Origin of the sequence: Glaciecola punicea ACAM 611 (assembly GCF_000252165.1) — a bacterium.
Taxonomy (GTDB): domain Bacteria; phylum Pseudomonadota; class Gammaproteobacteria; order Enterobacterales; family Alteromonadaceae; genus Glaciecola; species Glaciecola punicea.
Genome location: NZ_BAET01000030.1, coordinates 163,116 through 186,243, shown reverse-complemented (window position 1 = coordinate 186,243; position 23,128 = coordinate 163,116). Strand labels below are relative to the sequence as shown.

The window sequence follows — 23,128 nt, the reverse complement described above, 5'->3', positions numbered from 1 at the left end:
ATTAACCGAGATGTTAGCGCCGTTTACAGCAGTAAAGGCTTAACATCATTTAAAGCCCCTGCGACACAATTGCAGAAGCAAGTCGTTGAAACGCTGCGAGGTTAGCGCCATCAGCGTAGTTAATTGAGCCGTCTTCCTGCTTGCCATAATGAACAAATTTTTCGTGGATGGTGTGCATGATAGAGTGAAGTTGCTTATCTAATTCGGCAAATCCACGCTGTTCAAAACCAGCATTTTGCGACATTTCTAAACCCGACAAAGCGACACCACCTACGTTAGAGGCTTTTCCTGGAATATATAGTGCAGACGCTTCACTGAAGGTTTCTATGGCTTGTGCAGTACATGGCATATTAGCGCCCTCAATAATAAATTTGCAGCCATTGCTCATTAACTTCTTTGCATCGTCTTGGTCAAGCTCATTTTGAGTTGCACAAGGCGCCGCAATGTCACATTCAAGTTGCCAAGGTTTTTTGTTTGACAGCCATTGGGCTTTGTCATGGTCCTTGGAAAATGCTTTTAAGACGTTGTCGCTGGTGGAATTCTCGTTTATCCAATCCAAGTCGTCTGCACTTAAGCCGTCTGTCACATGAAGTGTTCCGCGACTATTGGACATAGAAACGACAGAGGCGTCTTTTTCAATGGCTTTATACGCAGCGTGGGTCGCTACATTTCCAGCACCTGAAATCGCTATTCGCTTATCACAAAGCTCTTCATCGTGATGCTTAAGGGCAATTTCTAAAAAATAAATCACCCCAAAACCTGTAGCATCGGTTCTTACCTCACTACCGCCAAACTCAATATCTTTACCCGTTATATAACCGCCAAGCTCATTTTTAATGTTCTTATATTGACCATACAAATAGCCTATTTCTCTAGCGCCTACGTTGATATCGCCAGCGGGTACGTCTGTTTGTGGACCTATATGACGATATAACTCCAACATAAAAGCTTGGCAAAATCGCATAATCTCATGGTCGGTACGCCCTTTCGGATCAAAGTTTGCCCCCCCTTTCGCGCCGCCTAATGGTAAATCAGTAAGCGAGTTTTTAAAGCATTGTTCAAAAGCCAAAAACTTGAGCACCGATTCATTTACGCTAGGATGAAATCTTAACCCACCTTTATAAGGTCCTAGCGCATTTGACTGCTGCACGCGCCAGCCTGTGTTGATGTGAATGTCGTTATTGTCGTCAGCCCACGTAACGCGAAACGAAATTATACGGTCGGGCTGCGCTAGCCTTTCTAATACTTTGTTCACTCTAAAAGGTGTAGAGTTATTAATTGTCGATTCAAGACTGTGTGCGATTTCTTTTGCGGCTTATAAAAACTCTGTCTGTTCGCCGTTTTCTTGTCTTAACCAATCTAAAAATTTAGTGGGTTCAAATTTAATGTCATTCATATCTATTTACTCTCTTTTAACGCTTAGCTGACATGTTCATTTTAGCTTAACGCACTTTTCGTTAAGCTTCAAAGTCCGCCTAACACCATACCATGGCTTGAATATTAAGGAATAAAACAGTTAAAAACATGCTCTGAGTTTGATCTGATAGTCATCGCAAAACCACTATCTATCCTATAAGCAGATCATGAATAAAAAAATAACGAAAGTGCTTAACGATTTCGATACACACTAAGAAAAAGTCACTCTAGGCCTACCTTTGACCCTTATTTTTAAGACCCGCAGATCTATGAATCAAATAGGAAGCGGTGGCGTCGAGGGGATCGCAACCAAGGATGGCTGTCGCTTTGGGATGAAAGCTGGAAACCGGGTTCAGGTCGATGAAAACGGGATTGTCATTTTCATCCAGCAGGTACTCGACTGCGCCGAGCTCCATCCTTGCGGCCCGTAGAATTTTTTTGACTGCCTCGGTCACCTTCGGGGCAATTTCGTGAGGAGGCAAGAGAGTAACATCCGATTCCGGGTGAGCCAGGCAGTAGTTGAACTCGTCAGCTTGAATCGGTGAGCGGGCTTCGTAAAGGATGTCGGGGCCAAGGACTTCGATCCGGTGGACGCAGCCGTCTGCGGCGGTTAGCATCTCTTGCTCAATCCAGCCTTCTTCTCGACTGAAAAGTCCATCCGGGGCGGGTTCGCCGTCTTTGAGCGCCACAATCCCTCTGCCAAAACCACCTGCAGGTGGCTTAAGAAGTACTGCTTGTCCATGTATGGCGCGTCCGCCAGGAACGGCGAGGCACGTTTGCGGGCTACGCACTCCACACTCAATAAAAAGCTTGGCTTGAGCCAGCTTACTGTAGCCGGTCTGGAAGCAGAATGATCCATTGATCACAGATCTACCCTCGGCCTCCCAGGTGCGCAAAGAATGGGTGATCCGATCCGCCCGAGCCTTATCCCGCGCAGCAAGAAGGGAAGATACGCGGTTGACAATCAAGCCATTTGCTACGATCTCCTGCGGATCATCAGCGATTTGTACTTTGATGCCTTTGGATTCTAAAATATCAACGAGGGGGCGAACCCATTCTGGGATATCTGTGAGAATTAAAATAGACATTGACTAGTATCCAGTTGACTGAGGTGGGTAGGAAGAATAAAGCACATCCCTAATCTATGCAACAGGGCGTATTTTTCTTGATTTTAGAGCTTGTTAACGCTATTCACTACCCTTCGTTACAGGTGTCTTTCAGGCTGAAACGATGCTAGCAAAAGGGAGTTTGAGGTAACTTTCGTGATTATGAGGGCCGTTAATTTCTTATGTTAATAGTCCATTGGTACTGAAACCTGGGGAGTAAAGTACAAACGGTCCTACCATGAAAAAGTGATTTTCCTAATATTGTGTCGTGTTGTGCTATGCCCCAAAATCGAAGTCGCGTTGAACAGCAAAGTCTTTGGTGTGCTGCTAGTCGGGAGGCGCTCGCAGCGATGGCAATTATCGTCACATTGTGCTTTTGACATTTCTCACATTCGGTAATGTCTATATTGAAGACGCGTTCTAACTAGCCTGTCACCGGTCTGTGAGCAGTCCCTGCCAGCCATGTCATGCACCTAGCATGGTGCGCGCTTACCGATGTTTGCATCCTTTGCCGCCGCTCTGCATACACGACTCATTTGGCGAGTCGTTATTAAGTTAATAGGCAGTTGGCCTGGAAACAACCAACCGCCATTTAGTTAGTCTGAGTTGAGGGATTGAGTTTACGCATATTCATTTCGTCTATCATGCATGGCAAAGGGGACTTATGGTTTGGATAAGCTGATTCATGATGGTGCTCCTGAGTAGGTTAAAGGCACAATGCCCTTAACCTACCTTAGACCCGGAACATCTAGAGTGTGAAGTATTATAATGTTAAAGCGGCAACCAACTACCGCGGAGCGGTTTAGTCCTTGGATCTTTAGTGATCATTAGGTTGGCAGCTACTCTCTTTATACAAAAATGTGGACCTTCTAAGAGCATGCTGTTGCAGGATAAAGGTATATATTCAGATATATGTCTTTATTAAAAATGAATCGCTATTCTTAAGTTGATATCAAATATATGAGAAGTGTTGCTGGTAAAATTTATTGTTTGCGTACATGATAGTCTCTCAATGTCCTATGCGCTGTTGTGCAAGAAGGCTTCACTTTGGAATATAGAAATGACTATTAAGTATTTAGCGATAGCACTATTGGTATTTTCTTTTGGCGTAAAATCGTCATCAGACTTTAGCCAATTAGAAACCCTCTTTACACAATGGCGTGCTTTTGAGATGGCGCCTTTACATGAGCTTGCGCCAGATTATCGGAAAAAAACCTTCGAAAAACGTCATGTTGAATGGGCGCAATTTAAAACCCAATTGCTAGCCTTTGATAAATCACAGTGGACGGTGCCACAACAAATAGATTGGTTTGTGATGTTGGCAGAACTCAATGGCTATGAATTTAACGACAAGGTGCTAATGCCGTGGCGCAGAGATCCGGCGTTTTACAAGCAAGTGTGGACATATAAAAGTGATGTACCCGCTCATGAAGGTCCAACTCCGCATTATGTCACCGAACTATGGAGCTATTCATTTCCAATTAGCGATAGCGAGCAAAATAGGCTTATTAGTGATTTATCTCGCATAAAACCGTTTCATGCTCAAGCCAAAGAGAACTTAACGGGAAATGCAAAAGAACTATGGGTTGCCGGCATTCGTGATCTTCAAAAGCAGCACAAAACATTACTAGATATTACATCGAAAATTGACACGACGGATAATGCGACACTCATAAAAATACACCAGCAGGCAACGCAGTCAACGGCGCAATTTGTTATGTGGTTACAAGGGCAGAGTGCCTTAAAAACGGGGCCCTCAGGGCTTGGCATTGAGCAGTACACCTGGTACCAAAAGCATGTGCATTTATTGCCTATGACATGGCAAGATGAGGTAAGTTTGCTGCAACGCGAACTGGATAGAGCTTGGTCATCATTAAAGTTAGAAGAGCAAAGAAATATTGGATTACCAGCATTAGTGCCAGCGAAAAACGCAGAAGAATATGATCTCTTAGCTACTCGCTCCGCTGATTTCTTCCTTAGATTTTTGGATGAAAGGAATATTGTTACGGTTGCTGATTATTTTAAACCCGCGCTTTACGCAAAATTGGGTAGTTTTGTGCCTGAAGCCACCCGTAATTTCTTTTATATTGGATCGCACCTTGATCCAACGCCTTTATATTCGCATTTTTATCATTGGTTCGAGCTGGCGATAATGGAGAATGATCCTAACCCACGAACTATCAGAAAAGGTGCATTGTTATACAATATTTTTGATAGCCGAAACGAAGGCACAGCTACCGCTGTTGAAGAGGTATTTATGCATGCCGGTCTATATGATGAAAATCCACGTTCACGTGAAATTGTGTGGATTATGCTTGCCCAAAGAGCCGCTAGAGGTTTAGGCTCTTTATATGCGCATGCGAATCAAATGACGATGGAGGAAGCGGGTGAAATTCATATGAACTATACGCCTAGAGGCTGGATGAAAACAGAACCTGATTTACTCATTTTTGAACAGCATCTTTATTTGCGCCAGCCCGGTTATGGCACCAGTTACGTTACCGGTAAAGCTCTACTCGATACCGCCATCGCACAAAAAGCAAAGTTAGACGAAGAACAGGGACAAATTTTTGTCTTAAAATCGTTTTTTGACCAATTAAATAGTATAGGAGGTATACCCATCGCGATGGGCACATGGGAAATGACCGGCAATAAGCCCGCTTTTCTTGATGAAGTAGAAAAAGTTGCAAGGGCACACTGAACCAAAACCACATTTGTTGATGGCATAGCATTTAATACTTTTAGTGAATCATAAGAAGCTTTCTGTAAACAAAGAAGGTAATTACATTAAATTAAAAGGCACTGAAAATGTGCCGATTGACTTGTTGACAGTAATTTATCTCTTGATGAAGCGGCTGCCATTCATAATGAAAAATTGGTTTCGTGTTTCAGTCGTTTAATCTCCTGATGAAGAGGCATTAACCGTTAATCATGGACAGTTACGCCGATTATGGTGCGGGTATTAATATATAGCATTAATACCTGTATTTATTTGAATTAAAATTCAAGGCATATTTTACCGAAATGGCGATTACTTTCCTGATACTCAAAAGCATCGACTATAGCGTCAAGTGAAAATATTTTATCAATTACTGGCTTCATTTGATTAGCTTCAATAGCTTTTATCATTTCTTGCTGCTGAGTTCGACTTCCAACCAGTACTCCTTGAAGCCTAACTTGTTGTGTAAACGCGTTAACAAGATTAAGCTCACACGTTTGGCCCGACAAGATGCCAATAAGAGAGATTTGTCCACCTATTCTTACTGCAGCTAACGACTGCTCTAATGTTTCTCCACCACCAATTTCAACCACGTGATCAACACCAATGCCACCATTCAATACTTTCGCGCGCGCTCCCCAATTGGGTTCAGTTTTGTAGTTGATAACATGATCGGCGCCCATTACCTTTAATCGTGCCAGTTTTTCATCACTGGACGACGTTGCAATCACTTTAGCACCCATCATTTTTGCAAATTGCAGCGCAAAGATTGAAACACCTCCAGTGCCTTGTAATAGCACACTATCACCGGCTTTAACCGTGTTAAATCCGGTCAACGCGCGCCAAGCAGTTAAGGCAGCTGTCGTTAATGTTGAAGCTTCCACATGTGACCAGCCTTTAGGCGCTTTTGTGAATGCATTTAACGAAGTGGTGACATATTCACGAGCATAGCCATCAATACCGTCTCCCGGCACGGTGGAAAAACCATCAACGATGGGTTCACCGCTTATCCATGTTGGAAAAAAGGTACTGACCACGCTGTCACCAACCTTAAACTCAGTCACATTCGTACCGACCTCAACGACTTCCCCTGCACCGTCAGCCATAGGTATTCTTCGTTCTGGCGACGCCCAAAGACCTTTCACTACAGCATAATCATGATAATTTAAAGAATTAGCATGAAGCCTTACTGTTATTTCATCTTGACTTGGCTGGTTTACTTTTGTCTGCCCAACGGTAACAGCATTAAAGCCTCCGCCAGCATTGACAACAATCGTTTTATTTTCCATCAGTATTTCTTTAGGTAATTAAATGTTGTGCGGACTATATCAGCTAGGTTACTATAGTCAACCAGTTAACTTTTTGTAACCTACTATCATGAATAAAGAATGCTATGAGCCCTGTCCTGTTGAAAGAGGTATGCGTATTATTGGTCACAAATGGACTGGGTCTATTTTATGGCACTTGAAAGACCAACCTTTGCGCTTTAATGAAATTTCGAGACAGCTAGCGGGCGCTAGTAAAAAAGTGATTGCAGAGCGTTTAAAAGCCATGGAAGCCAATAAACTTATCACTAGAACAGTGCTATCAACAAAGCCTATTGCGGTTAGTTATAAGATAGCAAAAAAAGGTGTAAGCGCACTCTCTATTCTTGAAGAGCTTAAAGAATGGACAATTGAAAACAATATGTAAAAGCGTAAGTATGGCAACTTGCAATGCTAAGCTGTTATAACACACATTATATTAGGTTGATTAATTACCTATTTATCTTAACGGTTAATATGAATAACTACAGTATTGTAAAATTTATAAGATAAATAACGACTGACTAAATTTTATGCCTTGTATTTGAGTATAGGACAAATTAACGCTAGCACGTTTCAAACCACGCCTTCTTAGTTGTGGCTGGTTTTGCATTTTTTTGTACAGTTATTCCTTCACTGCTTGTGGCAGAAGCTATTCATAAAATTGGCCCAGAACTCACCAGTAGTGGCATCGATATTTGCCGTTATCCTCTTGGATGAACCTTTTACGATTTATTATGCGGCTGGACTCACACTTATTTTGGTGGCTGTAGGAATGATGATGAAGCCCAAAATAAAGTAACATGCCAGAGATCACTTCCAGTGCAATAACGAGTTTATTTATGCGTTATTGCAAACATTTTTGAGTTTTCACACGGGCTGCGGGCCAAAGCGGTCCTTAGACATTCCGACTATGTAGTAAAAACAAAATTCTCAAAAACCGGAAAATATCATATCTTTCAATACCAAATTCGGCAGGTTTGCAGATAAGCCCTTATAGAATTTTAGAGCCTTGGCTCTGCAATGGGCTAGTAGCTGCCAATCGGCGCCCGTCAATTTCTGTGTATTGTAGTGCTCTGGATTAATTATCGAAGCGACTTAGATTGAACAGGACCACAAAATGTGGCCCTGTTCGACTGTTTAGAACCCCCCGATTATTGATAATCTAGCATTTAAAGGAGCGGCAACTGTCGCTTGATGAGTAGAGTGTGCATTAGGGTAATACAACTCGTCTGTTAAGTTTTCTACATTCAGTTGAATACGCATAGCGTCACTTACATCATAATAAGCGGATGCATCAACCCGTGTATAACTTGGCAAGGTTGCCGTGTTCGAATTGTTGATAAAACTCTCATCTTGGTAAGTTGCGCCTAAGCCGAGACCCATAACATCACTAATTTGATAAGTATTCCAAATAGAGATATTACTCTCTGGCACTTCTCGAGGTGACCGTCCTGTGCCACCGTTGCGGTCGACTATTTCTCCGTCTAGATTACTGTAGTTAAACGACACAGACCATGCATCGGTAACTTGTCCAGCGAGTTGCAGTTCAAAACCTGATATTTCAGAGTCAATTACGTCTAGGGTTGCTGGGTCGTTATCTGCGACTTGAGGCGAGCTTTGTTCATTCTCAAATAACGCAGCCGTTAAACTGAGACCGTCGGCAAAGTCCCACTTTATTCCTATCTCTTGGTTGGCGAAAGTATCAGGGTCGAGTTGATTATTATTACCATTAATATTTGCAAATTGCTCGCCACTGCGAGGTAAAAATGATTCGCTATAGCTAGCATAGATTGATACGTTTTCTTGAGGTTTATAAATAATGCCTGCGCGCGGTGAAACTTGTTCATCTTTGCGTGAGCGTGTCTCAATTGCACTTGGGTTTGCATTAAGTACCTCTATGTCAAAGCTGTCGAAACGTGCGCCAATGATAATATCTAGGTGTTCAGAAATTTCAATTTCATCTTGAATATATAGCGAGAATACATCTAGGCCTACTCGAGTATCATCATTTAAGTCAGTAAATCCGGTAGTGAAACTCTCGCCACTTGCATTAACCCCAGCGAAACCGTTTAAAGAAATGGGCCTATTTGCAACAAAAAACTCACGATCATCCATTGTCGTACTAAACACAGGGTTGAAGCGGTTTTGGTCTGAGTTTGTCTGAATGAAATCAGCACCCACAATCAATGTGTGTCCAAAACTCTCGGTTTGAAACTCGGCAACCATGTTACTTGATAATATTAGATTATCGCGCACAGTGTTGTCAATATAGCCGTCTAACTCAACAACGTTAGTGTTTTGGTCATAGCCGCTAGCATAAAAATTCGCGTAAGCCTTATCATAGTCGGCATAAAATGCGCTGAAATTACCTTTAATACTATCGGTAAACTGATGCGCTAGGTTGGCTTTGTAAATATGGGCCTCTAATTCATGATAGTTATTTTCAGGATCAGCAAATACCACATCTTTTAAAGCTTCTACAGGTCTTCCGTCGCTTCCAGTGGGTATTCCGCGATCTATAAATCGCTGGTGATTAATATACTCATAAGAGAGGTCAACCGTGGTGTCGTCGCTTAGTTCTATGTGTGCAGTTGGATTAAAACCGTATCGCTCGCCGTCATAAAAATCGCGGTGATTTTCTACACTCTCATACATCGCATTTATGCGGATTGAAGATGTATCGCCCGTATCAATATTAGAATCAAGTTCAAGGTTAAATCCGCCAAATGTGTTCAATGACGCTTTATAAGCATTAAACTGCTCGCCCACTTGTGCCTTTTTTGATACACGGTTTAGAATGCCGCCCGTACCACCACGGCCAAACAACAGCGCATTTGGGCCGCGTAATATTTCAACTTGTTCTACGTTATAAAGCGCGCGATAGTATTGGACGTCGTCTCGGTTACCATCTATGTAAAAATCTGCTGTTGACCGATTCCCACGAAACACGATTGAATCACGATGGCCTTCACCTTGAGAATTGTTTACGCCCGGCGTGTAGTCAATCATTTGCCCAACGCTGGTGATCCCGCGTTCAGTTATTTGATCTGCCGTAAAAATAGATAAGCTTTGCGGAACGTCAATAATTGGCGTAGGCGTTTTGATTGAGTTTGACTCATTAATAGAAAGGTATTGTCCTTTTACCGCAATCACTTCTACGTCTTTTTCACTCTGAGCATATGCAATATTGCTCATTATTACTGCCGTTGCAATTGCTGTTAACTTTAATTTCAATTTTCTTCTCCAAGCCTTATAGTCAAACAAGACCCATTAATACATTAATTTGAGCGGGGCATTATACATAATAAAATACGGAAAGGAATGCGACTCATTCGCATTATTAATATTTTTAGCTTTAAATATAAATAACCGTAGTGAAACGTTTACATTCCCTGAAAAGTGTCAGTTTGGATTAAGATATATATTATTCGATAAGGTAATGAAACGGCCTATTTTAAGATTTGCTGATATTTTCAGTCGGTATCATAATGGCAGTGGTCCGACAATATTAGAGACATCACAAGAGTAATAATCTATAGCGGTTTAGAATGAACTGAAGATGTCGTGCAGAGCCCCTCTATTAGAAGCAGGGTCGGAGAAGGAGGAAAAACTCGCAACAGTAACGGATAAAACTAGTTAGCACCTAGCGACTAATAAGCATCAAATTAACTATGGTTGATCAGTTACCAGCACTCGACTATGTAATAGTTATTCATATTATGTACTTCTAGAGTATAAAACACTTGCTTGATGAGTGCCTTATACTCCGGACCTGTCTTTATTTGTAATATGTTTAATGACTCACAGTTTTTGAAAATACGCTAATAATTACAACACCAGATAAAATTAAGAGCATACCTATAAATGCAGCTAAATCTGGTATTTGCTTATACATAACTGCACTAATTGAAGTAATTAAAAAAATGCCCATACCAGCCCAAATAGCATATGCGATACCAACTGAAACCGTTTTTAGTACCAAAGACAAGAAATAAAATGAGACTGCGTAACCAATCACACAAATAATACTTGAGATTGAATTAGCAAAACCATTTGATGCTTTAAGTGCTAATGTTGCTATCACTTCAGCACCAATCGCTATTGCCAAATACCAATAACCCATACTCAACCCTCCGATAAAAATGTAGTAGTATACTAACCCGAAGTCACCCTGTGTCACCATGCTTGTCGTCTCTAATTTTTAATTAGAGGCAACAAATAGCAGTGTAGTGGCATAGTTAATTTGGCCACCTAACTAGAAATGTTATGCTATTTGCATAGCAAGATTAGGTGACAAAAATGAAGACAAAGAAACGACCAACTCATAGCCCTGAGTTTAGGTTGGAAACGGCGCAATTAGTTGTTGACCAAAATTACAGCCAGGAAGAAGCAGCAGGGGCAATGAGTGTTGCTCCTTCCACTATTAGCAAATGGGTAAGTCAGCTCAAACAAGAGCTAAAAGGTATTAGGGTAAAGCAATTACCAATAGCACCTGAGCAGATAGAAATTCGTGATTTGAAGAAGCGTCTTGCGCGTGCTGAGTTAGAGAAGGAAATATTAAAAAAGGCTACTGAGGATTCAAGTCATCAAAGCAACAGGTATACTAAATTACTGATTTGCAAGCGTTTTTTATCTTTTCTGAGTTGAATGAGTTCAGCTCTTTCATCCGTTGATAACTCAGACTTTTCGCTTTGTTCTTTAAATTTCGCCACCCAATTATAAAGCAATTTATCAGTAATATTTAATGAAGCAGCCGCCTCAACAACTGAATAACCTTGCTCAGTTACCAGTGATACCGCTTCTTGCTTAAAATCATTTGGGTAATTCTTATTTGTACGTTTAGTCATTTTTACACCTCAATAAGTTGGAGTTTATCCTTTATTGATGTGTCCTGCTAATTCAACCAGAACAGGCTAACCTTACGCTGTTGAGGGCTGCGAGTAAGTATAAGGTGCCGGTATTTTTTAGCACTGTCGTGTACGATAATGAAAAACAGGCAAGTGTTTTTAGACAACGCTTGCCTGCTTTAAATATTCTGCAGCGCGGCTCACACTGGGTAAACATTCATTCAAGCTTTAGCCAATATGTTAATGCCCATAATGTGATTGAAAAACACCATCCAAGTGCCTTTTTTGGCACATCTCTAGCCAGTCAGTTATTAGGCCTAAATATAGATACCCTCATTATTACAGGCCTAACCACCTCAGGCTGCGTACGCGCTACTTGCGTAGACGCCTTGCAGCATAACTTTATGTGCATAGTGGTACCGGAGGCCTGTGGCGATAGAAACCCTGATGCTCATGACATGAGCCTGCACGATATGCACGCAAAATATGGTCAGGTACTGCCTCTTTCTGAAGTATTAAAATATTTAAATCAGAACAGCGTGAAGGTGTTAAAGTAATATTAAAAGATACACTTATTGCGCCTTTGTATAATATTCGCAGCGGTTTCTACGACTTTGGAAAAACATTCTTTTGCAAACCAACTCATCTTTGAATAATGTTATTTTGCCCGGCATTTTATTATCTCTGGCCGGCACATTCATGTTTTCACTTAAACCCATTGTCGTTAAATATGCTTATGAAATTGGCTTGACAAGTGAGCAAGTCATTACACTTAGAATGATGTTTGCACTGCCTTTTTATATCGGGGTGGTAATCTTATGCTGGATAAAAAACAGTGATAAGCGTAGGGCGTATATTGCAAATATCTTGCCGACGGCACTACTAGGCGTATTAGGTTACTTTGTAGCAAGTTATCTAGATTTGTTAGGCCTGCAATTCATTTCAGCACAGCTTGAACGCATAGTACTTTTTTGCTTTCCCATCATTGTAGTATTGCTATCGTATTTTGTATTTAAAACCAAATTACCCAAGAATATTTGGTGGATGTTGGGGATATCATATACGGGTATATTATTAATTTTCGCTCATGATTTGAGAGTTATGGGCTCTAACGTTGCACTTGGCACAAGTTTAGTGTTTTTAAGTGCTATTGCATTTGCAGTTTATGTTATTTACAGTAAGCCGATAATGACTAAAATTGGTAGCCAGATGTTTACTAGTATAGCAATGATTGCAGCTAGTATTACCATATTGGTATTTTTCGTGTTCACACAAAATATTAAAACCTTGCACGTTTCAAACCACGCCTTCTTAGTTGTCGCTGGTTTTGCATTTTTCTGTACAGTTATTCCCTCACTGCTTGTGGCAGAAGCTATACATAAAATTGGCCCAGAACTCACCAGTATTGTCGGTACCTGTGGCCCAGTAATAACATCGATATTTGCCGTTATCCTTTTGGATGAAGCTTTTACGATTTACCACGCGGCTGGACTCACACTTATTTTGGTGGCTGTAGGCATGATGATGAAGCCCAAAATAAAGTAACATGCCAGAGAATAATGCCAGTGCAATAACCAATGTATTTATGCGGTGGTAGCGCAAGCCCGATCGTTAAAGTAAGGGCTTCTCTTTTACCACAATGTTTTGCATCCAGTCTCCCTAGCAAAGAGTCTTAATATGTAGCGGTAAGACGAATACTAGGGCATAAAAGTGCACTCAATTATCTTGTGTTTGAATAATGGTAATTTTTTATGACTTATTTATTCAGTCGTTCAGGCAACCATGACTTTTAGCTGAAATGATTATCTTTTTAAAAATACGCAACAATAAAGCCCAGACTAAACCCGATCAAAAATACCTTCCTAGGTTTAGTGACAAATAATGAAAATAAAAAAGACCAAACATATAGATATATAAAATATGCAGTTCACCCCTCTGTGTATCATGACACTTACAGATCATGACATACACCGCAACGGGGGAATCCACATAAGTGTCCGGACGGGCTTGTCCAAAACTGCAATAAGAGCAAGTAAATGAGGTACCAACATGTTTTTCGTACCTAAGATCTCAATCAATAAGTCCCAATGCGCGCGGCAGAGTCAAGCTAATCTCTGGAAGAAAGGTCACTAGCATTAAGCCCACCAGCATAGTAATAAAAAGTGGCAGCAAAGGCTTTATTACGTTCTGAATTTTAATTTTTGCCACGCTGCAGCCGACAAATAACACTGAGCCGACCGGCGGGGTGCACAAGCCAATGCAAAGGTTTAATATCATCATAACGCCAAAATGAACTGGGTCCATGCCAGTGGCAACGACTACAGGTAAAAAGATAGGCGTAAAAATAAGTATCGCAGGGGTTATGTCCATAAATACCCCCACCGCAAGTAATATCACATTGATGATCAATAAAATAAGAATGGGGTTGTCGCTAATGTTTAATAGCGCAGTGGTTATGCTTTGCGGAATGTTTTCATAGGCCATTACCCACGACAGAGCAATGGAGGTTGCTACTAAAAACAATACAATTGATGTGGTTTTAATTGTGTCGAGCAAAAGAGGACGAATGTGCTTTTGAGACACCTCGCGGTAAACCGCAGCCAAGCAGGCCGAGTATAGCACTGCAATGGCAGAGGCTTCGGTTGCCGTAAATAAGCCGTTTACTATGCCGCCAATCACCACTACTAGCATCAGCAAGCTTGGCGTTGCAGACACCAAAGTTCTGGCAACTTCAGCAAAACTAGCTTTTTCGCCTCGTGGATAATTACGCCGTTTGGCCATGATACCTGCGGTGAGCATTAACAGGCCACCAATCAGCAGTCCAGGCAGATAACCGGCCATAAACAGCGCGGCAATAGATACGCCGCCGCTAGCAAGTGAAAATACAATCAGCGTATTGCTGGGCGGAATAATCAGCCCGGTCGTAGCCGAACTAATATTAATTGCCGCTGAGAAAGCTTTGTCATAGCCCTCTTTTTCCATGCGCGGACCCATCGCCCCACCAATCGCCGACGCTGAGGCTACAGCAGAGCCCGAGATAGCCCCAAACAACATGTTCGCCACAATGTTTACAAACGCTAAGCCACCGGGAAGAGCGCCTACAAGCGCACGAGCAAAGTCTATTAAGCGCCGTGCAATGCCACCGCTGTTCATTAGCTGGCCGGCTAAAATAAAAAATGGAATGGCCAGTAACGTAAAACTATCAAGGCCAGTGGCCATACGCTGAGCAATCGTGGTTAGAGCGGCCATAGCTGGCACACTAAGTAATAGGGTAACGGTGGCTGAAATAGCAATGCTAAAAGCAATTGGCAAACCAACACCTAACAAAATAATAAAGGTAAGCACCAACACAAGTACTTCGATAAAAGCCATAATTATTCTTCTCCATGTAAAGGTAAAGCTTCGCTTTTCGCTTGAATGAATGCACATAGATTAAAACCCACCATGAATACTCCACTCACAGGGAGCGCTAAATATACATATCCCATTGGTAATTGAAGTACCGTAGAAGTTTGTGCGAGCGTTAAGGTAACGTGCACTAAACTAATGCCGCCTATGATGAGCACTGCCATTGTAAAAATTGCCATAAGCACAATTAGTAAGCGCTGCAGGGTTACTACATTTTTGGTAGACAGGTTACCGCTGAGTAAATCAATGGCCAAATGCCCGCGCTGGCCCACTACCCATGCCGCCCCTAACAGCGTTAGCCACATTAACAAAAAACGTGCAACTTCATCTGTGGCCGTACTTGGCGACTGCAGTACATAACGGCTGAACACCTGCCACAGCACAACAAACACCAGCATTGTAAGTGCTGTGATTAGCAGCGGTTCAAGTAATTTGTTAAGAAACTTGTGCAGTGCAAGGCTCTTTTGTGAACCACCTGGTTGACTAGTCATTGGCTACCTCGCGGATACGCTGAATATATTGATACACCTGCGGCTCTTGCGTATAGGTATTAAGTAAGTCTTGCACGGCGTCGGCAAAGGGCTTTTTGTCAGGATAAATCACTTCTACACCTGCCGCTTTTACAGCAGCTAACGCGTCTTGATTTGCTATTGCCCATAGTTTTCGTTGTTCAATTGCCGAGGCATCTGCGGCTTGCTGCAGCCATTTTTGCTGCTGTTTGGTAAGGCGATCCCACAGATGCGTTGAAATCATTAGCACATCAGGCACCCAAGTATGCTCGTTTAACGAAAAGTATCTGGCGACTTCATAATGGCGCGAATAATAAAAGCTAGGCGGATTGTTTTCAGCACCATCTACTACACCCTGCTGCAGCGCGGTATACAGTTCACCCCAAGCAATAGGTGTAGGCGCGCCACCCATCGCTCTTACCATGCTCATAGCTGTTACACTTGGCTGCACTCGTATTTTCATTCCAACCAAGTCGTCGGGCGATAAGATAGGTTTGTCTATACTGTAATAACTGCGGCTACCTGCATCGTAAAATGTCAGGCCTCTTAGCCAAAACCGTTCGCTTTCGGTCAACAGATCTCTGCCAATGTCACTGTCCATAACGCGGTGAGCATGATCTTTATTAATAAAAATGTAGGGGAGGCTTAATACTTTTACGTTTGGCGCAAAATTTTCAAGTACCGCGGCAGACACTTTAGTCATACCCACGCTGCCAATTTGCAGTAGTTCTAGTGTTTGACGTTCACTTCCGAGCTGCTGATTCGGATAGATGTCTATTTTCATCTCACCGTTTGATAAGCGTACTAACTTGTCGGCCATATATTGCATGCCTAAATGCACGGGATGTTGGGTATCTAGACCATGGCCCAATTTTATTTCTACGGTGTTATTGTTGTCTGAACAGGCGCTTAATAGAAATAACAAACCAATGCTGAGAAGGAATTTCGAAAAGACCAATTTTAAGGAACGAAACACTACTTGACTGATGCTTGACGGCGGCAAATATTTAGCGCGACCTAATATTAGACTGTTTATTGAGCTCATTGTGTTGTATCCATAAACTCAGTGACTGCTAGCTCAATGTCTGCGTTTACGCGCAGTTGCTCTAAGCAAGTAACTAGGTTGTGACTTAAGTACACCTGAAATTCCAAATCTCTACCAAATACTGTATCTTGACACATCGTATCTGACAACCACCTCTCGGTTTGTGAAGCATATTGTTTTCCGATTTGGGCAAGAACACCCGTCTTAGGTTCTTGTGCTTTGGCTGCTAGATTTTTTGGTTTGAAACCAGAAACGTACTGCTTCCATGCTGCAACTACGAAGCAGATGCCGGTAAACATATAGTTTAGCCATCGTTTTGTGGGGGATCCGCAAAAAAAACAATAGTGTTTTGCAAACAGGTGCCACACATTTTTGGTGTCTTGCTCAAAAAGTGGGCCGTTTTTACTAGTTAAACTTAGCGGCTGCATGCTAAGGCCTTGGCTACATAAGATAGGCAAGAGATAATGGTTGGAGATGAATAGTAGTGAGGTAATATTTGCAAAAAGCTGAATTTCTACGAAACAGCTAGGGTACGAATGACTAGCTGGACTTATAGTAGGAATTTTTTTTACGTGATAATAGAGCATTTTACACCCCAACCTGGCATTGATTTCGGCAGGGAGTATATGCATTTCATTTAAGTGGAGCGTTGGAGACATTAGTAGGCCTTAGTCTTTGCTGATGAAGGTAAATTATAAAGGTAGTAGGTATTAGAACGCACCATAGTCTGTCCGCGGTTTAGATTATCTGGTGCAATAAAATTATTCCTTAAAGGTAAAATCTCGACACATTCCACTTATACAATTGGTCATGCCTCCTTACCAGTAGTGTAAACAGCATGTTATTGTGTTGTCAATTTTTAACTTAACTATCGTGTAGCCAAAAGACCTCCTTTTTGGGGTTATAACGGCGTTATGTCTTTGGTTGCCATTACTTTCCTGTCAGATTTGCACTCGTTATTTGAGACAATGATCTGATACAAGTGTTAAAAATATCGAGAAATCTAAGGTATTGCTGCTTGCAATACCTTACTTCAAGGCCTCTCATACGTCTCAAATAGCTCGCAAAGAATACCTTACTAAGTAATTTTAGTTCTTTCGTTAAGCCATTAGTATTGGCAAATAAATTTTGGTCAAGCCACCATGTATCTAAGAAGAGATATCCAATGAAATCGTTACAATTAGAAATCGTTAAAAATCATAGCCTTTATATAAAGGTAGCAAAACAGTTACGCAAACTTATTGAGAGCAATGAAACAAGACACGGAGAACGCTTTCCCTCAGAGCGCGAGTTAGCCGAGCAACTTGGCGTAAGTCGCCCTAGGGTAAGAGAAGCGATGATTGCACTTGAACTTACTGGGTGATTGAGATCCGTTCTGGTTCGGGTATTTATGGCTCTAAAGATAAGCCAAATAAAAAGTTTGCATTAGATGACACCGGTATTGGCCCATTCGAAATTTTAGAAATACGCTTAATCATTGAATCAGCCACCGCAAATGCTGCACACCATTTTAGAAAGTAACTGGGCTGCATATGCTTAAAGAAGTTGCTCTAAAAGGAAATAGAGTATGAAGGACCTAGGTTATCTCGACGCCTAGATTGGGTACATAACAAAACTGGTAAGGCTTTTTTTATTTACATTGATACAAATATAACTCTTGTTGGCAGAAAGTTTATTAGTTTCATGCCAGATAGCTGGATGACCCTAAGGCACTTAGGCAAAATGCCCATACGATATTGTGTCCCATTTATTAGTAACCCCGTTGAATTCCAGTTAAGGTTTAAATATTGTCAAAACTTAGATTAATGGATTAATGTAAATAAAAACATGTTTTGTAGATTGATAAAACACAAGATTGATCAAGGTTCCATTGTCGGGGATGTGATTATCTCTCTGATTACCACGGCAGGTATTATGATTAATTGGTCTGTCCAGCTTTTTTTAAAAATGACACTGCTAACTTAAACCATCCCAAAAACACTATATAAGACTTCTATTGTTTTAGCCGCCTGCCTACCTGAGTTGATTAATTCTTGTTAAATGATGACTAACTATGGAGTAAAAAATCGCATTGTTCGAGCTAAGATGTTTGGCTTTCTTTGTCACCTCAAACACAATGAAGTCTTGTTAGTTAATGTCGTACGACGCCGCCTATTAATGCCATACACAATGGTTCTTAAGTAGTACTCAAAGTATTTATCTTTACATGGTGATAAACGCAGTAAAGAATTATGTTTCCGTTAGTAGTTAAATACTTAGATTTTCAGATAATATGCTCATTTTGAGCGTGCACTTTAAGAAAGTTTAAATATATTTTGCATTATAGTTTGGTGCTAGATAAACTGGTCAATCCAATTATTATAAAAACAATCAATAGTTGAAGGTAGTGTACATTCTAATATTAAGTTGAATTAGTCAATTAACGCCAAACCTACAACAACAATACTATATGAACTTACAGTGAATGAATTTTTATGGCCTCATCAAAAGTAAAGGTGCTGCGACTTTATCAGCAAGTGGCTGAAAAATTAGTAGCTTTAATAGACACCGGCAATTATACCGTAGGTATGCGGTTACCGGCTGAACGAGATTTAGCGTCAATGTTTGGTGTAAGTAGACCGACGATACGTGAAGCAGTTATTGCACTCGAATTAGAAGGTTATGTCAAAGTGCGCATGGGATCAGGTGTTTATGTCATTGAAAACAGCAGAGTCACAAGTCGCTTTGCAGATAAAGATATCGGACCATTTGATTTAACAGAAGCTAGAGCATTATTTGAAGGCGAAGCAGCGGCACTCGCTGCTACTATGATCACTGACGAAGAGTTGGCCCTACTTTCAGAGACCTTAGAAGAAATGGCATGTGAAAATAACAACGATACAAACAGTCACGAAGCAGCTGATAAAAGATTCCATATGATTATAGCGGGAGCAACGAAAAACACCGCTATTATGTCTGTTATTGAAGAACTTTGGGATGAGCGCGAGCACTCTATACTAACAAAGCGTATGTATGAGAAAGTACGTGATAGTGGCCTAAAGCCGTCTGTTGAGGAGCATCGCGAAGTTTACAAGGCGCTCAAGGCGCATGACGCTGATTCTTCGCGGAGGTTAATGAGAGAACATTTAATGCGAGTTATAGATGATATTTTAGAAGCAACTGAAATTGAGGCTGTAGAGGATGCGCGAGATCAATCACGGAAGGCTAGGGAAAGATATCGAAGTTTCTGAGACTCTTACCTTACTCGCTACAATTACCGATTGGGATAGTAATATTAAAATAGCGCGTGTTCTATCTGAAAAAGTTTAGTTATAAATATTAATAACGGAACAAAAACTTATGATCAAAAGAAGAAAATTCCTTAAAATTACAGCAGCAGCTACTGTAGCCGTTTCTTCGTCTTTAATTTATCCTTTTAATAGTGCTTTTGGAATATTACTTCCTAAAAACAGAGAGCGAGTTCGGATCGGTGTAATTGGCTTAGGTTCTAGAGGCAAAGGTTTAATGAGAATTCTAATTGAATTAGATTTCTTTGAGATTGTGGCTATATGTGACCCACTCGAGTTTAGATTTAAAGAGACTCGTATCATCTCTCCCAATGCAAAAACATATTCCAATCACTTAGGCTTACTAAATCACAAAGGCCTTGATGCTGTTATAATAAGCTCTCCTTTAAGTACTCATGCATCAATTGCAATGGCTGCAATTGATGCAAAAGTCCATATTTACTGCGAAAAAACAATGGTGAAAGGATATATTGATACTCTCAAGTTAACTGAGAAAGTTACAAACCACCATAAAAAAGTTTTCCAGACCGGCCATCAATACCATAGTTCTCGTTTGTATTCTCATTTAGTAGAGAAAATTCAAGACGGAGAGATAGGAAAGGTCACGTCTGTTCAAGCGCAATGGAATAGAAATGGTAATTGGCGTCGCGCAGTTCATGAGCCATCGTTGGAAAGACAAATTAATTGGAGAATGTACAGAGAATATTCATACGGACTGCTTGCAGAATTAAGTTCCCACCAAATTGATTTCGTTAATTGGTTTTCAAACTCGCAGCCAGAAAGGGTTACTGGGTTTGGTGGTATTGACTATTGGAAAGATGGGCGCGAAACTTACGATAATACACACGTAATTTATGCTTACCCTTGCGGCTTAAAAGCATCATTTACTTGTCTAACATCTAATGCAAAAGATGATTATCAAATAAGAGTTTCTGGCGACAAGGGCACAATTATTATAGGTCGTAATGCGGCGTGGGAATTCACTGAAGGGAAATATAATAAAACATATGGAGACGTAGATGGTGTCTCGGGGGCGACCATGAACTGGGAAGAAAGTAAAGGTAAGCCCATACAGTTCGAGCACTTGGATCCCACAAAGCAGGCACTAATAGACTTTAGAGATGCAATTATTAATACGACAATTCCTTTATCAAATGTTTTTACAGGAGCGAAAACTTCTATTGCTATTGATATGGGAATAAAAGCAATGGATACTAATAAAACAGTATATTTAAAAGACTTTAATAAAGCTATTTAGGTGGCATAATGTTTAAAAACTTTCAATTTTTGTTGTGAAAAATGACAGAAAAACAGTGGAATTAGAATTTGAATTTCACCCTGGCTGTTGATTGCCTCTCAATTAAGGTCGGCATTACAGAGTGTTCCATTGGTTCATCTTCTTCCCCGCTTCCTCTGCATAATGCTACTAATTTAATTGCAGCTAATCTTCCCATCTCTCTTACATTTTGATTCACTGTAGTTAGTGAGGGGAAAATCTTTGAAGCATGAGGCTCGTCATCATAGCCAATAACAGATAGCTCATCTGGTATTTTTATTTTCATATTTGCTGCGGTTAATATTACACCAAGTGCCATTTCATCGTTACTGGCAAATATTGCAGTAGGTCTTGGTTGTTTAGTAAGTAATACTTCTGCACATGCGACTCCAGAATCAAACGTATATTCACCCCAAACTATTCGCTGTTGAGGTAATGTTACACCGAGATCTAACAAAGTCTTTTCAAAGCCGACATAACGTTCTTTGGCCGACAAGGAGTCTTTTGGTCCATGAATGAAGCCTATTTCTGTATGACCAAGCTTCACTAATAACTGAGCTATTTTTCTGACGCCATGCAAATCATTTGATTGAACAACTTGAGCCGGTGCTTCAGAGGCTGCAGGCAATATCCGAATGCAGTGACAACCAGATTTTTCTATTAATTCAGCAAGTGATGCATTTGCTGACAAGGGTGGAAGAATGACTATACCATCGAGTTTAAGTCGACTTATGAACCTAATTAGCTCCCCGGCCAAGTTAACACTTTTATTGTCGCACGGGTGCACGACTAATTCATAGCCTTGAGAGCGACAATGATCAAGAACACCTTGTTGAAATTCTGCGACATATGATGCATTCGGATTATCGTATACCAAACCTAATAAGAAAGATCGCTGCGAGGCTAAACCCCTGGCTTGAGGGTCTGGAGAGTAATTCAATATTTTTATTGTCTTTTCGACTTTTTCACGAGTCGCTGCTCTGACGTTTGGGGAGTTATTGATTATGCGAGATACAGTTTTTTTTGAAACACCTGCCAACCTAGAAACATCATTAATAGTCGCTTTTTTTTCTTTTTTTATCACAATAAGATCTCACAAAGTCCCCTAACTTTCAGTGTTAAAAATTAATACGGAACGTGATGATGTTACCATCTATGATATAAAAATGATACCGGTATCATTTTTATATCATTCAGTACCGCTATTTAAAATTCAATTCGTTCACTAATTAGACACCTATCCTATTTTTGTCAAAGCAGATCCCAAGCCTTGATCTATTGCTCTTATGTGGACCCCGTGTTGTCAACAACAAACTTTACTTTTAAAGGTGTACATGCGAACTTATATACGAGTTCTAATTGAGTAGGTGAATCAGACTCTATAATATTTCCGCGAGCATGTTTTCAAATCTCTTTTGCGGACTATAGGCTCTTAGAGTAATACTGATTTAACGCGCTCGTTTTTACTTTTTTTTACGCACTTTATTGTTGACACTTTTTATGTGTGAATGCATTTAGCTTTATATTCTGTACCTTTGGGCAGCATTGCAAACGCAGTTCTTACCGTTTTATCAGGTAGCGCCACTGACCATGCCAAGATATAGGCTAAGCCTTAGTAATAGGCTTGGAAACAAATGCCTTACATCTTGATTCAATCATTATGATGGCAAAGCCACTGATGGCGGTGAGCTTAATCTAGCCATCCTCAATCTTATCTGTGAGAATCAGTCCGGCATACCGGTTCACATGAAAGTGGCCCAAGCGAACCTCTATTTAGTGGCCGAGGCCGTTTTATAAGCTAAGGAAACCATTGAAAACTTAGATGCTCAATGGCAATTGTTTGTCGCGGGTATGCCACAAACTCTCAAAGAAACCAAATCATTTATTAAGCAAGCGCCGACCTTAACTTTTCCGACGATTTCGCAAGGCTACGAAGGCGCGAGTTATGACAGTGACTACGGGGGTTTTGCACAAACGTGGCTACTTATCCGCAGTGAGCTGGCGTGTAAGCATGAGCAGCACAAAAAACAAGTGTCGCAATTTCACTCGTTGTCAGCCAGCAATTTCACTGACGCTTCTGAGTGCAATCTTCCAGTAATTGCTTTAGCCACTGGGGGATAAATATCTTGCAAAAATCATCGATATGGTAATATAACTCGACTAACTTATTAATGGGTGCCTGCTCCTTTTTTGATTTGTTTAGTCTTT

The 23,128-nt window shown here is 40.9% G+C and carries 19 protein-coding genes and 2 pseudogenes; 9 read left to right on the top strand and 12 right to left on the bottom strand.

What is annotated here, in order from left to right:
* Nucleotides 1-49: 49 nt before the first annotated feature.
* On the bottom strand, nucleotides 50-1,303 hold the full coding sequence (gene gdhA, locus GPUN_RS11715) for an NADP-specific glutamate dehydrogenase (protein WP_081483960.1): 1,254 nt from the start codon (nucleotides 1,301-1,303) through the stop codon (nucleotides 50-52).
* 346 nt (nucleotides 1,304-1,649) lie between these two features.
* A complete protein-coding gene (locus GPUN_RS11710) occupies nucleotides 1,650-2,504 on the bottom strand; it encodes an ATP-grasp domain-containing protein (protein WP_006007003.1) in 855 nt (284 codons plus the stop codon).
* A 1,078-nt stretch (nucleotides 2,505-3,582) separates the two neighbouring features.
* Between GPUN_RS11710 and GPUN_RS11705 the strand changes: the two genes are divergently transcribed.
* Nucleotides 3,583-5,223 (top strand): hypothetical protein, encoded by a 1,641-nt coding sequence (locus tag GPUN_RS11705; RefSeq protein ID WP_006007001.1) that lies wholly within the window; start codon nucleotides 3,583-3,585, stop codon nucleotides 5,221-5,223.
* 296 nt (nucleotides 5,224-5,519) lie between these two features.
* Here GPUN_RS11705 and GPUN_RS11700 read toward each other — a convergent pair whose 3' ends face one another.
* Nucleotides 5,520-6,530, bottom strand: coding sequence for a zinc-dependent alcohol dehydrogenase family protein (locus GPUN_RS11700; protein ID WP_006006999.1), 1,011 nt, complete (start codon nucleotides 6,528-6,530; stop codon nucleotides 5,520-5,522).
* A gap of 88 nt (nucleotides 6,531-6,618) precedes the next feature.
* On the opposite strand from GPUN_RS11700, the gene GPUN_RS11695 reads away from it, so the two are divergent.
* Complete coding sequence (locus GPUN_RS11695; RefSeq protein WP_051987344.1) at nucleotides 6,619-6,933, top strand: winged helix-turn-helix transcriptional regulator; 315 nt, start codon at nucleotides 6,619-6,621, stop codon at nucleotides 6,931-6,933.
* Between the two features lie 752 nt (nucleotides 6,934-7,685).
* On the opposite strand, the gene GPUN_RS11690 is transcribed toward GPUN_RS11695, so the two are convergent.
* Together GPUN_RS11690 and GPUN_RS11685 are read right to left on the bottom strand one after the other, a co-directional pair.
* Nucleotides 7,686-9,782, bottom strand: coding sequence for a TonB-dependent receptor (locus GPUN_RS11690; RefSeq protein WP_040521017.1), 2,097 nt, complete (start codon nucleotides 9,780-9,782; stop codon nucleotides 7,686-7,688).
* A gap of 559 nt (nucleotides 9,783-10,341) precedes the next feature.
* Nucleotides 10,342-10,671: a DMT family transporter gene (locus tag GPUN_RS11685; RefSeq protein ID WP_006006989.1), complete on the bottom strand. Its 330-nt coding sequence runs from the start codon at nucleotides 10,669-10,671 to the stop codon at nucleotides 10,342-10,344.
* 176 nt (nucleotides 10,672-10,847) lie between these two features.
* Here GPUN_RS11685 and GPUN_RS14035 point away from each other — a divergent pair.
* Nucleotides 10,848-11,117 (top strand): annotated as a pseudogene (locus tag GPUN_RS14035) (transposase); the annotation flags it as partial.
* A gap of 17 nt (nucleotides 11,118-11,134) precedes the next feature.
* On the opposite strand, the gene GPUN_RS11680 reads toward GPUN_RS14035, so the two are convergent.
* The gene (locus GPUN_RS11680) at nucleotides 11,135-11,395 is read right to left on the bottom strand and encodes a transposase (protein WP_006006987.1); all 261 of its coding nucleotides are present in this window, start codon (nucleotides 11,393-11,395) and stop codon (nucleotides 11,135-11,137) included.
* A gap of 80 nt (nucleotides 11,396-11,475) precedes the next feature.
* Here GPUN_RS11680 and GPUN_RS11675 point away from each other — a divergent pair, with 80 nt between their 5' ends.
* Nucleotides 11,476-11,952, top strand: a complete 477-nt coding sequence (locus GPUN_RS11675) for an isochorismatase family protein (RefSeq protein ID WP_274378079.1) — start codon at nucleotides 11,476-11,478, stop codon at nucleotides 11,950-11,952.
* Nucleotides 11,953-12,025: 73 nt separating this feature from the next.
* The gene (locus tag GPUN_RS11670; RefSeq protein WP_006006983.1) at nucleotides 12,026-12,940 is read left to right on the top strand and encodes a DMT family transporter; all 915 of its coding nucleotides are present in this window, start codon (nucleotides 12,026-12,028) and stop codon (nucleotides 12,938-12,940) included.
* 525 nt (nucleotides 12,941-13,465) lie between these two features.
* Here GPUN_RS11670 and GPUN_RS11665 read toward each other — a convergent pair.
* From GPUN_RS11665 to GPUN_RS11650, 4 genes are read right to left on the bottom strand one after another with little or no spacing between them, the layout of a single operon-like run.
* On the bottom strand, nucleotides 13,466-14,767 hold the full coding sequence (locus GPUN_RS11665; RefSeq protein ID WP_006006981.1) for a TRAP transporter large permease: 1,302 nt from the start codon (nucleotides 14,765-14,767) through the stop codon (nucleotides 13,466-13,468).
* A gap of 2 nt (nucleotides 14,768-14,769) precedes the next feature.
* Nucleotides 14,770-15,294 carry a TRAP transporter small permease gene (locus GPUN_RS11660; RefSeq protein WP_006006979.1) on the bottom strand — a complete coding sequence of 175 codons (525 nt, stop codon included), beginning with the start codon at nucleotides 15,292-15,294 and terminating at the stop codon, nucleotides 14,770-14,772.
* The gene (locus GPUN_RS11655) at nucleotides 15,287-16,357 is read right to left on the bottom strand and encodes a TRAP transporter substrate-binding protein (protein WP_006006976.1); all 1,071 of its coding nucleotides are present in this window, start codon (nucleotides 16,355-16,357) and stop codon (nucleotides 15,287-15,289) included. The genes GPUN_RS11660 and GPUN_RS11655 overlap by 8 nt, the downstream gene beginning before the upstream one ends.
* Nucleotides 16,354-16,785, bottom strand: coding sequence for a hypothetical protein (locus tag GPUN_RS11650; protein WP_040521015.1), 432 nt, complete (start codon nucleotides 16,783-16,785; stop codon nucleotides 16,354-16,356). The genes GPUN_RS11655 and GPUN_RS11650 overlap by 4 nt, the downstream gene beginning before the upstream one ends.
* A 737-nt stretch (nucleotides 16,786-17,522) precedes the next feature.
* Between GPUN_RS11650 and GPUN_RS14675 the strand changes: the two genes are divergently transcribed.
* From GPUN_RS14675 to GPUN_RS11635, 4 genes are all read left to right on the top strand, one after another.
* Complete coding sequence (locus GPUN_RS14675; protein ID WP_006006972.1) at nucleotides 17,523-17,720, top strand: FadR/GntR family transcriptional regulator; 198 nt, start codon at nucleotides 17,523-17,525, stop codon at nucleotides 17,718-17,720.
* Nucleotides 17,717-17,878 (top strand): hypothetical protein, encoded by a 162-nt coding sequence (locus tag GPUN_RS14670; protein WP_006006970.1) that lies wholly within the window; start codon nucleotides 17,717-17,719, stop codon nucleotides 17,876-17,878. Before GPUN_RS14675 ends, GPUN_RS14670 begins: the two co-directional genes overlap by 4 nt.
* 953 nt (nucleotides 17,879-18,831) lie before the next feature.
* On the top strand, nucleotides 18,832-19,587 hold the full coding sequence (locus tag GPUN_RS11640; protein WP_006006968.1) for a FadR/GntR family transcriptional regulator: 756 nt from the start codon (nucleotides 18,832-18,834) through the stop codon (nucleotides 19,585-19,587).
* Between the two features lie 109 nt (nucleotides 19,588-19,696).
* Entirely contained in the window at nucleotides 19,697-20,902 is a 1,206-nt protein-coding gene (locus GPUN_RS11635; RefSeq protein ID WP_006006963.1) for a Gfo/Idh/MocA family protein, read from the top strand.
* 61 nt (nucleotides 20,903-20,963) lie between these two features.
* Here the strand turns inward: GPUN_RS11635 and GPUN_RS11630 are convergent, their stop codons facing one another.
* Complete coding sequence (locus GPUN_RS11630) at nucleotides 20,964-22,004, bottom strand: LacI family DNA-binding transcriptional regulator (RefSeq protein ID WP_006006962.1); 1,041 nt, start codon at nucleotides 22,002-22,004, stop codon at nucleotides 20,964-20,966.
* Between the two features lie 984 nt (nucleotides 22,005-22,988).
* Nucleotides 22,989-23,093, bottom strand: a pseudogene (locus tag GPUN_RS14840) (IS982 family transposase); the annotation flags it as partial.
* Between the last annotated feature and the right edge of the window lie 35 nt (nucleotides 23,094-23,128).